Source organism: Luteibacter sp. 3190 (genome assembly GCF_031456385.1).
GTDB lineage: Bacteria > Pseudomonadota > Gammaproteobacteria > Xanthomonadales > Rhodanobacteraceae > Luteibacter.
Map to the genome: position 1 here is coordinate 377,798 of NZ_JAVDUO010000001.1, position 11,878 is coordinate 389,675.

Sequence of the window (11,878 nt, forward strand, 5' to 3'; positions counted from 1 at the left end):
CCCACAGCTATCGGAGACGGTCCGTTATGTTCAGCAAGGATCTCGAAGTCACCATTGGACACTGCTACAAGCAGGCCCGCGAGCAGCGCCACGAATTCATGACCGTGGAGCATCTGCTGCTCGCCCTCACGGAGAACACCTCCGCCCTGTCCGCCCTGCGGGCATGTGGCGTCGATCTGCCGCGCCTCGCGGCCGATCTGCAGCGGATCATCGCCGAAACCGTGCCGGTGCTGCCGGCCGGCGACGAGCGCGACACCCAGCCCACGCTGGGCTTCCAGCGCGTGCTCCAGCGCGCCGTGTACCACGTCCAGTCGTCGGGCCGTAAGGAAGTCACGGGCGCCAACGTCCTCGTGGCGATCTTCGGCGAGAAGGACTCCCACGCCGTGTATTTCCTGCACCAGCAGGAGATCACGCGCCTCGACGTCGTCAACTACATCTCGCACGGCATCGCCAAGATCGGCGACGAGTCGGCGGCCGCGGCCCCGAATGCCGAGCGTGACGGCGAGGAAGGCGGCGAGGGCAAGGGCAACCCCCTGAGCGAATACGCCTCGAACCTGAACGAGCTCGCCATCCAGGGCAAGATCGATCCCCTCATCGGCCGCCAGGACGAAGTGGAGCGCACCATCCAGGTGCTCTGCCGCCGCCGTAAGAACAACCCCCTCTACGTGGGCGAGGCCGGCGTGGGCAAGACCGCCCTGGCCGAGGGCCTGGCCAAGCGCATCGTGGAAGGGCAGGTGCCGGAAGTGCTGGAAGACTGCACGATCTGGTCGCTCGATCTCGGCGCGCTGGTCGCCGGCACGAAGTATCGCGGCGACTTCGAGAAGCGTCTGAAGGCGGTCATCGGCCAGCTGAAGAAGCAGCCGAACGCCATCCTGTTCATCGACGAGATCCACACCATCATCGGTGCGGGTTCGGCATCGGGCGGCACGATGGATGCCTCGAACCTGATCAAGCCCATGCTGGCCTCGGGCGAGCTGCGCTGCATCGGGTCGACGACGTTCCAGGAGTTCCGCGGCGTCTTCGAGAAGGACCGCGCCCTGGCCCGTCGCTTCCAGAAGATCGACGTGGCCGAGCCCACCGTGGCCGATTCGATCGAGATCCTGAAGGGTCTGAAGACGCGTTTCGAAGAGCATCACTCCGTGGAATACACGGGTGAGGCCCTGCGTGCCGCGGTCGACCTGTCGGTCAAGCACATCCCCGACCGCCTGCTCCCGGACAAGGCCATCGACGTGATCGACGAGGCCGGTGCCCGCCAGCGCCTGCTGCCGGAAGACGAGCGCACCGGCAAGGTCGACGTGCCCGAGATCGAGTACATCGTCGCCAAGATGGCGCGCATTCCGGCCAAGCAGGTCTCGGCCTCGGATCGCGACGTCCTGCGCAACCTCGAGCGCAACCTCAAGATGGTCGTGTTCGGCCAGGACGGTGCGATCGAAGCGCTCGCGTCGTCGATCAAGATGGCCCGCTCGGGTCTCGGCGATCCGTCGAAGCCGATCGGCAGCTTCCTGCTCGCCGGCCCCACGGGCGTCGGCAAGACGGAGGTCACCCGTCAGCTCGCGATGCAGCTGGGCATCGAGATGGTCCGCTTCGACATGTCCGAGTACATGGAGGCGCATTCGGTGTCGCGCCTGGTCGGCGCCCCTCCGGGGTACGTCGGTTTCGATCAAGGCGGTCTGCTGACCGAGCAGATCACCAAGCATCCGCATTGCGTGCTGCTGCTCGACGAGATCGAGAAGGCCCATCCGGACGTCTACAACATCCTGCTCCAGGTCATGGATCGGGGCGTGCTGACGGACACGAACGGCCGTGAGGCGAACTTCAAGAACGTGATCATCGTGATGACCACGAACGCGGGTGCGCAGCTGGCGTCGCGTCGCGGCATCGGCTTCGTCAAGCAGAACCACACGCTGGACGCGATGGAGACGATCCGCCGCCTGTTCACGCCGGAGTTCCGCAACCGTCTGGACGCCATCGTCCAGTTCAACGCCCTGGACTTCGACCACATCCTGCGCGTGGTCGACAAGTTCCTGATCGAGCTGGAAGCCCAGCTGGCCGAGAAGAAGGTGGCGGTGGATGTGACGCCGGAGGCCCGCCGCTGGCTGGCCGAGCACGGCTTCGACCCGCAGATGGGTGCCCGCCCGATGGCTCGCGTGATCCAGGACAAGGTGAAGCGCGCGCTGGCCGACGAGCTGCTCTTCGGCAAGCTGGCCGAAGGCGGCAAGGTGACCCTGTCGGTCGATGGCGACGAGCTGCACGTCGAGACGGAGTCGGCGGAGCCGGCGACGGCGGAGGCGTAAGGATGTAGGAGCGGATCTGGCCGCGACAGCTTCTCGCCGAACCCCGGAGCTGGCGCGCCAGATTCCGGACTGGCGCGAAAAGCGGTCGCGGCTAGGTCCGCTCCTACAACTGCAACGAAAAAAGCCGCGGCGTGAGCCGCGGCTTTTTTCGTTCCACCGAAGCCGGCGCGAAGCGCGCCTTACTTCATGCGATAGGTGATGCGACCCTTCGTGAGGTCGTAAGGGGTCATTTCGACCTTCACCTTGTCGCCCGTGAGGATGCGGATGTAATGCTTGCGCATGCGACCGGAGATATGGGCGGTGATGACGTGCCCGTTCTCGAGCTGCACGCGGAACATGGTGTTGGGCAGGGTCTCCTGGACCGTGCCTTCCATTTCGATGACGTCGTCTTTTGCCATGTGTTCCGGGTCGGATGAACGGCCGGAGTGGCCGCATAAGTCCCCTATTATGGCACAGGGGCTGGGATCAGGCCACCCGGCGAGGCCGGGCGGGGCGGTGGCTCAGGCGAACTTCTCGTCGAGCTTCTGGCGGATCTCGTTCTCGATCATGCCCTTCATCGGCGTCAGCAGCATGCCCAGCTCGGCGGTGACGTGGACGTCGGCCGCGGAGACGGCGATCGCGCCTTTCACGCCCGAACGCGCGAAGAGGTAGGTGTCGCCCTGCCAGCCGCCTTCGGTACCGAGCTTCTCGTTCATGCGGCTCGCCACGGCGTCGACGACGGCACGGGCCTCGGCGACCGTCTTGCCATGCGGGCGGCGGATATCGATCTTCGCCATCGTGGACTCCTCGCGGCTGGAAAAGGCGGGAGTCTAGCAGCGGCGGACGTGCATGATGCGTACACCTTTGCGTTCAAACAGATACCGCACTCTGCTAAAGTCGTGTCGTCAACGTCCCGGTTCCTCCATGCGCATCGAATTCGTCAGCTCGGCTCGCGGTGATTTCCACTGGTCACGACCCGTGCTCACGATCGGCCGCGGGGACGACAACGACCTCGTGGTGTCCGAGCCCCAGGTCGCCGCGCGCCACGTCACCATCCAGCGGGACCGTCGCGGCCTCGTGCTTTCCGTGTCGCCGGATGCCGGCCGCGTGTACGTCAATGCGCGCCCCGTGCGCGAGCGCGCGCTGCTCCGGCCGGGCGACAGCCTCTCGCTCGGCGACTGCCGCATGCTCCTGCGCGACGATGCCGACCTCGACGCACGCGAAACGCTCGCGCCCACCGAGTCGCGCTGCACGGTGGCGTTGCGCCCCGTCGCGGGTCCGCTCTCGGGCCGCGTGGTCGCGGTGGGCGATCGTCTCGAACTGGGCTCGACGCACGGCGCGCTGCCGCTCGAGCTGCCGGGCAACGATCCCGCGCTGCTCACCCTGTCGTGGGACGGCGACGAACTCGTGCTCGACGCGTTGCGCGTTCCGGCCCGCCATGCCGTGCGCGTCAATGGCGTCAAGATCGTGCGCACGTCCGTGCAGCCCGGCGACCAGATCGGCATCGCCGCGCACCGGTTCATCGTCGATGGGCCCGGCTGGACGGCGGAACCCGTCCCGGTCGTCGCGGAGCCTGAAGCGGACACGGCGACCGCCCCGGTCGAGCCGTCGCGAGGCGGCGAGGTCTGGTGGCTCATTCTCACCGCGGCGCTGCTGGCGCTCGGCATCGCCGCCGTGTTGTTCGTGCACTTCTGAGCCATCACGGGCCCGCCCCCTGACGCGCGGTGTAACGGATGTGCAGGATGATGTCGGTGATGCTGTCGAGCAGCGTTGTCTGCGGCCGCTGTGCGGTGTCCGGAAAGCTCAGCGCGAATGTCCCTTTATCGTTGACAGGGATGCCTTCGAACGGCAGGTAGCGTCCGTCGTTGAAGTCGAGGACGAATTGCCCGCTGTCGGCCAGGCCGCGCGACACGGCCACCGCGGAACAGCCTGCCGGCAGCGTCGACGCATATTCTCCGGTGTAGCTCAATACCGCGCGCACGTCCTCGTACGGCCCCAGCAGGGCCGGCAGCGTCACCGCGATCGATTTGATGCGTCGTTCGCTACCGACGCCCATGTCGTCCGGGTAGTCGTCGGCCAGCTTCATGCCAGGCAGGGGCGCCTCGATGCGGAGTATCTCGTCTTCGTAGGAGAGCTCGAGGTTCTCTCCGCCCGACGAGCCGTTCATTTTCGCGAGGGCAATCAGTTCGGAAAGCCGTGCATCGGGCGCAAGCGCCTGCAACGACACGGTGCGTTCGATTTCCATGCACCTCGCGTCGTGTTCCAGCCACGCCTGTTCGAGGCGTTGCAGGCTGAGCAGGAGGTGTTCCCCGGCAAGCAGGCCCTGATAGCGGTCGTCCCACGCGCCGGGCTTGATGATGATGTCCTTGTCGCCCGTTTCGAAGGCGTAGGCCTGCTGCGCCTGCGCGCAGAGGCCGAGGCAGGCGTCGTAGAGCTGGTAGTACAGCGTGCTCAGACGGCTCGCCTGCCAGTCGTAGAGCGCGCGAGCGCTGAAACGACTCCCGAGGAGATCCAGCACGGCCTGCGCATGGCCCTGTTCCCTGTCCATCAACGACAGCTGCGCCCGCGCGGCGGCGAGACTGGCGCGTTGGGCGAGCTCCTGCTTTTCGAGCGAGGCATGCGTAGCTTCCGCTTCGGCGACCTCGCGTTGCCAGTCGATGGCGCGTCGCCGGTACGTCGCCGCCATCTCCATGTTCGTCGCCGAACTCTCGAGCGCCTGTCCCGCCATGGCTAGCGCGTTGGCGACGCCCATCGAGATGCCCGACCAGCGCGAGCCGCCCACGCCAGACGCCACGCCGGCTATGAACATGTTGGGGGCCGTGTCGAGCGCGCCGGCGAGCACCATGCCTGCACCCGATGCGACGGCGGACGCACCGCCGGCCGTTCGCAGCGCCATGCCCGTGATCTCTTCCGGAAGCATGTAGGTGGCGATCTGGCGAGTGAAGTGAGCGGCGCGCTCCTGGGCTGCGCGCTTGCTGACGGTCAGTGACTCCAGCGAGCGCTCGATCGACTCGATGTTGCGCTCGTGGATCGCGCGGGTGAGCTCGAAGAGGGAAGTGTGGTGGGCCTGTTGCAGCACGGTGAGCGCGTCGCCGTCGCGACGTTCCAGCGCGCCCTGCAATCCGCTGCCGAACGGCATGAGGTTCTGCACGGCGGCCCGTGCGCGATCGAGAAGGACCGGAAAGCGATGCGACGGTGTCGTCTGCGTGCCGGCACCCGGGAGCGGACTACCACTGTCGGCGGCGACGCGCCGCATCTGCAGTTCGCGTGGGTCGACAGGCGTTTCGTAAAGCGGCAACAGCATCGGCAGGCCGTCGATGGAAAGCCCGTGCCGCAGGTTGTAGAGCCGCTGCTCGACGACGTCCCACCAGTGCAGCGTGGCGCTGTCCACGGGGGCGAGGAACAGGCCGTCGGCGAGCCGGACATGGTCCATTCGGGGCGCGTCGTCGCGCGCCTCCGGATCCGGCAGCAGGCGGTCCAGGTCGTCGAGCGACGTGTTGATGGCCTTCTCGGCCGCCTCGACGGTGGGGTCGGGCCACCGGTTGGCGGGGAGGGTGTGCGTAAGAGGCCGCGGCCCGAGCATCTGCGCGGCCTGCACGTACCACCGCCGCGCTTCGACCAGACTGTCGCGCGTCTGCTCGCGGAAGGCCGCGTCGCCGCGTTCGACCAGCAGGCGGATCCAGCGCAGGAAGATCGCAAGCCGGTAATTCAGTGGTTCGGCGCGGGCGGCGACATCGGGGTCGTCGGTGTCGGGAGGTGCCGTGTCACTTTCGGTATCGTCCTGAAGCGGGCGGTAGCCCCAGTACAGTGGATTGCCGGCGGTGTCCTTTCGCAGATGGCCGGCGCTGTCGTGAAAGCCGTCGGGCCGGAAGAGGTACCGCAGCCAGACTTCGGCCTCGTCGAAGCGGTGCTCGTCGAGGAAGCGCGACGCGATGAGAAACGGCGCGTGCAGGAAGATCTCCGAAAGGTAGAGCCCGACGGCTCCGACCAGCCTCATCTTGGTGCCGTGCTCCTTGGGCTCGTAATCGATCGTCTGCGTTTCGTAGTCCAGGAGTCGGCTCACGCCGTCATTGAGGCGCTTCAATAGCCGAGGTGCCGCGAAGGTGGCGAGGGCGCTGGACCGGATTGCGAGATCTATATTGGCCCACCCGCCTTCGAGCGCGCCCATGAGATAGCCCGTACGCTTTAAGGAAACCTCCACCGCCACCGGGCCGGATTTATAGGCCGTCTGGTCGACTTCGTATGAGCGCCACCAGTTTGGCATGGTCGGTGCTTTCTTCTCGTAACGCTGGCCCTTCTTCAGGTCGAGGAACTCCGTATGGAGGCCCTGGCCGTCGTACAACTGCACGGCATGCAGATCCCTCGTGGCGTCTACGCCTACGTAGTAGAGGTTGCCGTCAACGGCGGACCCAACGAAATGCATGCCGGGGTCCACGCCGGGGTGCGTCAACTTTTCCCTCCATCCTGGGCGACTCGTATATCGGACCGCCCGAGTGGAATAGCCAGGTCCGCCCTTGTCATACCAGAAGATGAACTCATCCTTGCTTGCCACGAGTCGCGCATTGATGTGAAAGTCGCGAAGGGTAAGTCCGTTACTTTCAAACTCGCCCCTTTCAAAGTCGGACACTCTTACGAAGAGATGCTCTTCGTCGTGAAATTCGTAGGTGGTGACCCAGAAATGCTCGAGCGACTGCACCTTGAGCAGCTTTGCTTTCTCTAGCGGCGACTCTTCAAGTGGGTAGGCGTTCATGGCCCATGTATCGTCGTCGTTGCGGGATGCGAGCATGAAATAGGCGGCCATGGCCGTTTCGCCGTCCACTTCATCGGCGTACGGACTATGGGAGCCGGGCAGGGGCGGCGGTCCGTGCGCTTCGGCGGGGGCGGAGCCGGAGGTGCTCGCGGATGCCCAGATCGCGCCATCGAGGACGGCGTGCAGCCGCGTTTCCTTCCACTCGATCCATGCGACACGCAGTTTCCCCGCGAAGTAAACGATCGAAGGCCGTCTCATCATGGGTCTGATGGGTGCGTCGATGGGCGTCCATCCCGACCAGTAGCTCTGCTCTTCGCTGACGGGCGAAGCCAGTCGCCAGTAGTAGCGGGGCGTCGCGCCGTTGTCCCGGGCCAGAAACCATGCCTGCCTGCCGAAGTTGTCGATCTGATACCCGTCCAGCCAGGTCAGGTCGAGCATGCGGCATGTGTCGGCCACGAAGGCCCGGAATGCGGCGTCTGCCGTCGCGCCGGTCAGGCGCCCCTGGGAAAGCGCCTCTTCGAAGGCCTTGAATTGCGCCGTCTTCTGGTAACGCAACGACGGCTCGATATAGCTGGCCGGATAACGTATGAGGCGCTGCAGGCCCGCCCACGTCGCATAGCGTCGATGGTACGCATCCCAGCGGGAGAAGAAGCCATCGGCCTTCGCATGGTTCGCCAGCGCGGTGGCGTCCACGCCGGGTTCCAGGCCGTCGCGACAGCGGTGGATGTACAGCTGCACGCTGGCGATGGCTTCGGCGATACGGGACGTCGTCAGCACCGCGCTGATCTTCGTGTCGACCAGCAGGTATTCGTAGAGGTCGTCGGCGGTGACGATCTTCTTCGCGATATCCGCGGGTAGGCCGCCCGCGTCGCCGAGGTGTTGAATGGTGTAGCCGACGCATGCCGTGCGCAGGGCTTCGGCGACGGCGCCGTCCAGTGTGTCGTTGCGCCCCCCGCGGCCCGTCTTCGCATGGGCGGCCGCGGAGACGAACGCGGCCGCACGCGCGCGGCAGGCGGTGGTCTCCTGGGCCATCACGTCGTCGCTGCGCGACAGGGTGGCCAGGTCGTGCAGGTCCCGAGGCGACAAGCCGTGATCGAGGGCCGTGGTCATCCATCGCCACAACGGGTGTACGTCGGGGAACGTACGCGGAGGCGCCGCCGTGAGGCCGAGCAGCGCCGCCATCTCGTCCATCATGGTCTCGTTCCATCCATGAAGCGCGGCGAGCCCACCTTCCTGTATGTCCGGCTTCATGGCGGCCCGGTGCAGCCAGTCCAGTGCGTCCGGCGTGAACTCGCCGAGCGAGTCGCGCCACGCGGCGTATTCGCCGAGCCAGTAGATGCCATCGAGGTCGAGCACGGGCGCGGCCCCGCCGGTGAGCGGTGAAACGTCTCCGTCGGGTGCCACGATCAGCGCGATGTCGCGCTCGGTCAAACCCGCGAACTGGCAGGCGAGCGAGAACCGCGCGAGGACCTGGCAGTAGGCGATCATCGCAGTCGGGACGGGGGTGCTCCTGTTCCCGTGGACGTCGTTCCAGAACGTCACCATGGAATAGGTCGTCAGGGGCTCTCCCAGACGGGGCAGGACGCGGTCGATCCAGCGCAGCATGGCAGCCGACACCGTCGCCGTCAGGCCGAAAGCGGTACCGACGTGTCGCGACAACTGGCCGCGAATCGCCTCATCCGCCGATACATCGAGGCCGCGCAGGGACGACGGCGCCACGGTGCTCTCCTTCACGCTCGCGACGAACGTGTCGATCAGCGGCGTGGCCGTATCCCGATACGACGTCGACAGCATGGTCGTCAGCACCTCGGGGGCGAGTGCGCGTTCCCGCGCCCAGCGCGACAAGGAGAGCGTCGCATCGAGCACGATGGTGGCGACGACCGACGATTCGTCGAATTGCTCGGCATTGACGTCCATCGACAAGAGGAGGGGGATGTCACGGTCCGGTGCCATGGCAGACCACAGCCGGAACAGGTCGTCGAGCGTGAACGTCGAGACACGGGCGATCTCGCAGATGCGGAACGCGGCCGATACAAGGGCATCGCTCACGGGGACCCTGGTCTTGTCCGTGACGCCGTTTTGGGTGCAGTAGACGCTCACGAGGCGCACGAGCATCGAGTCGTCGATGCCGAGCCCGGCGCAAAGATTCGCGCGCACGGCGCGCGAGGGCTCGTCGACGTCGCCCAGTGCGCTCGCGAAGTCGATTTCCGACCTTGCCCCCACGTGTGCTGCGACGTTGCGACCGAAGCGCTGCTCGATCTGCGAGGCGTGTCCGCGACGCGCGATGTTGGGGACCGCGCTGACAATGCCGGCGTAGACCCAGGGATCGAGCGCATACTCGTCGCGCAACACCTTCATATGCGCCAGGTGCTTGAGACCCTGCGCGAGCGTGCGCTCGCCGCGGTCGGCGGTAGCGATGTAGTCGAGGGCCTCGAATGTGCCACCTGTCGCCGCATGCAGGCGGATCATGCGCTGCATGCGCTCGAACCGCGCGGGAGTGGTGTATGCCAATCCGGCAGCCGTGTCATCCTCGCCGAACTTGATCGCGACCGAAGGCATGTCGTTGGCGCCGGCGAAATTGAGGAAGCGTGAGCCGTGGTAACGAGGCCTGGAAGTGACACTCTCGGGCCTCCCGTCAATATGGGTCCAGCCATACAGGCCTTCCGTCCCGATGAGGTCGTTCAGCTCCGCCAGCGAGAGGCCGGTGATCTGAAGCAGTTCGGAAAGTGGAAGGGTGGCCGGGTCCTTGCCGGCCCACCAGGCGGAGCCACCCGGTGCGGTGTCCGGCGCGATCATCCTCGCGTAGGTGGCGGGGCACAGGCCGAGGACCGACCTCGCCCACTCGGCGGGGAATCGCGCGCCGAAGTCGAGTTGAGCAAACAATATGTCGCGTAAGTCGGGCTTCCAGTCCGCGACCGTCGTCTTCAGGCGCCTCACGAAGTCCCACGACGGCTTCGCCAGCACCGGCATGCTCTTGTCGAGCGTGCTGGCGTCATGGTCGTACGGCAGCGGGAACGGGAAGGGCTCCGCCGCCAGGGAGCTCGTGCCGCCCGTTCTTTCGAGCAGGATCTCGTTGACCAGATCCAGTGTGCGGACCTCGGTGTCGAGATTCTCCTGCGTCAGCGCGAGCTTCGGAATGTCCGGCCGTCGCCTGGCGAGGTTCAGGGCGTGACTCTCGCCATGCAGGAGGTGGGCGACGTGGTAAAGCTCGACGAGATAATTTCCCGGCGAGAACAGGGAAGCGATCGATGCGTCGTCGGCGTAGACGCCGTTGTGCGCGAACCAGTGGTCGTAATCGGTGCCTTCGCCCAGCCCCAGTGGCGTGATCCGCTCTGGGCCGTTGCCGGCGCCGAGCTTCGCGATCCCGCGGACGGCCGGTTCCTCGCGACGGAGCAGGGCGTTGTGCACGCGCGCCACGTAGGCGGCGCGTCGTTCGGCCGCGTCGTAGATCGCGTCCGCCTCGTCGTGCTGCATGGTCGCGACGAAGGTCTCCCGCGGTTGCCGCACGATGTCGAAGACGGACGTATAGCCGCGGGATTCGACCGCCGCGATGAGATCGGCACGGGCCGCATAGGGCGACGGGGAATTGTCTTGAGTATTCATGCGCGCCACTCCATGGCTCGGCGGTGGAACAGGGGCGCGTCCTCGCGTGGCCCCATCGACGTCATCGTTTTCCGCCAGGGCGCGCGGCACGTCAAGTACGCGCATAATGGGCATCTTTCGACGTGGAGGCTGGCGTGGACAGAGCGTGGAATTTCAGCGCGGGACCGGCGGCGTTGCCGGAAGCGGTGTTGCGCAAGGCACAGGCCGACCTGCTCGACTGGAATGGATCGGGCGCCTCGGTGATGGAGCTTTCCCATCGGGGAAAGCGTTTCATGGAACTCGCCGCGGCGACCGAAGAGCGCCTGCGCCGCCTGATGGGCATCCCCGCGAACTATCGCGTGCTGTTCCTGCAGGGCGGCGCGACGCAGCACTTCGCGCAGATCCCGATGAACCTCGCGCCGCGTGACGGCAGCGCCGACTACATCGTCACGGGCGTGTTCAGCCGGAAGGCGGTGAGCGAGGCGGCGTACCACGTGAACGCGAACGTGGCGGCGACCTCGGAGGCCGACGATTTCCGCAGCCTGCCGCCGCGCGACACGTGGAGGCTCGATCCGTCCGCGTCGTACGTGCACTACACGCCCAACGAGACGATCCGCGGCCTCGAATTCCACGACGTCCCCGACGTCGGCGACGTGCCGCTCGTCGCGGACATGTCGTCGAACATCCTCGGCGCGCCGCTGGACGTCTCGCGCTTCGGTCTCATCTACGCCGGCGCGCAGAAGAACATCGGGCCGTCGGGTCTGGTGGTGATGATCGTGCGCGACGACCTCCTCGAGCGAGCGCCGCAGCCGATCGCGAAGATCCTGCGCTACGCGGAGCAGGCGAAGAACGATTCGATGCTCAACACGCCGAACACGTGGGGCTGGTATCTGGCGGGGCTCACGTTCGAATGGATCGAAGGGCAGGGCGGGCTCGCGGTGATGGGCGAGCGCAACGCGCGGAAGTCGGCGACGGTGTATGCCGCGATCGACGGCTCGGACGGTTTCTATCGAAACGATGTGCAGCGGAGCGCGCGTTCGCGCATGAACGTCTCGTTCGTGCTGCACGACACGGCGCTCGACGCGGTGTTCCTGCAGGAATCGGAAGCCGCCGGTTTCATCGGTCTGAAGGGCCACAAGGCCATCGGCGGCATGCGCGCGTCGCTGTACAACGCGGTGTCGGAACCCGCCGTGGACGAACTCGTGAAATTCATGCGGGACTTTGCGGCGCGGCACGGTTAAAGTCGGAGGTCGCCGCACCGCAACATGATGGT

General features: G+C 66.2%; 6 protein-coding genes. 3 read left to right on the plus strand and 3 right to left on the minus strand.

What is annotated here, in order from left to right; translation table 11 throughout:
* The first annotated feature begins 26 nt into the window (after positions 1 to 26).
* Entirely contained in the window at positions 27 to 2,294 is a 2,268-nt protein-coding gene (gene clpA / locus J2X58_RS01765) for an ATP-dependent Clp protease ATP-binding subunit ClpA (protein WP_310046107.1), read from the plus strand.
* Positions 2,295 to 2,473: 179 nt separating this feature from the next.
* On the opposite strand, the gene infA is transcribed toward clpA, so the two are convergent.
* Positions 2,474 to 2,692 (minus strand): translation initiation factor IF-1, encoded by a 219-nt coding sequence (gene infA / locus J2X58_RS01770; protein ID WP_019466733.1) that lies wholly within the window; start codon positions 2,690 to 2,692, stop codon positions 2,474 to 2,476.
* Positions 2,693 to 2,794: 102 nt separating this feature from the next.
* The gene (locus tag J2X58_RS01775) at positions 2,795 to 3,070 is read right to left on the minus strand and encodes a polyhydroxyalkanoic acid system family protein (protein ID WP_090177867.1); all 276 of its coding nucleotides are present in this window, start codon (positions 3,068 to 3,070) and stop codon (positions 2,795 to 2,797) included.
* Between the two features lie 127 nt (positions 3,071 to 3,197).
* Between J2X58_RS01775 and J2X58_RS01780 the strand changes: the two genes are divergently transcribed.
* A complete protein-coding gene (locus J2X58_RS01780; protein WP_310046110.1) occupies positions 3,198 to 3,968 on the plus strand; it encodes an FHA domain-containing protein in 771 nt (256 codons plus the stop codon).
* A gap of 4 nt (positions 3,969 to 3,972) precedes the next feature.
* Here the strand turns inward: J2X58_RS01780 and J2X58_RS01785 are convergent, their stop codons facing one another.
* On the minus strand, positions 3,973 to 10,626 hold the full coding sequence (locus J2X58_RS01785) for a neuraminidase-like domain-containing protein (protein WP_310046112.1): 6,654 nt from the start codon (positions 10,624 to 10,626) through the stop codon (positions 3,973 to 3,975).
* 134 nt (positions 10,627 to 10,760) lie between these two features.
* Here J2X58_RS01785 and serC point away from each other — a divergent pair, with 134 nt between their 5' ends.
* Positions 10,761 to 11,846 carry a 3-phosphoserine/phosphohydroxythreonine transaminase gene (serC, locus tag J2X58_RS01790; protein WP_310046114.1) on the plus strand — a complete coding sequence of 362 codons (1,086 nt, stop codon included), beginning with the start codon at positions 10,761 to 10,763 and terminating at the stop codon, positions 11,844 to 11,846.
* Positions 11,847 to 11,878 lie beyond the last annotated feature (32 nt).

Bases quoted from the DNA above. Each gene is read 5' to 3' on its own strand.
- clpA (WP_310046107.1), top strand. From the start codon at position 27: ATGTTCAGCAAGGATCTCGAAGTCACCATTGGACACTGCTACAAGCAG.
- infA (WP_019466733.1), bottom strand. From the start codon at position 2,692: ATGGCAAAAGACGACGTCATCGAAATGGAAGGCACGGTCCAGGAGACC.
- J2X58_RS01775 (WP_090177867.1), bottom strand. From the start codon at position 3,070: ATGGCGAAGATCGATATCCGCCGCCCGCATGGCAAGACGGTCGCCGAG.
- J2X58_RS01780 (WP_310046110.1), top strand. From the start codon at position 3,198: ATGCGCATCGAATTCGTCAGCTCGGCTCGCGGTGATTTCCACTGGTCA.
- J2X58_RS01785 (WP_310046112.1), bottom strand. From the start codon at position 10,626: ATGAATACTCAAGACAATTCCCCGTCGCCCTATGCGGCCCGTGCCGAT.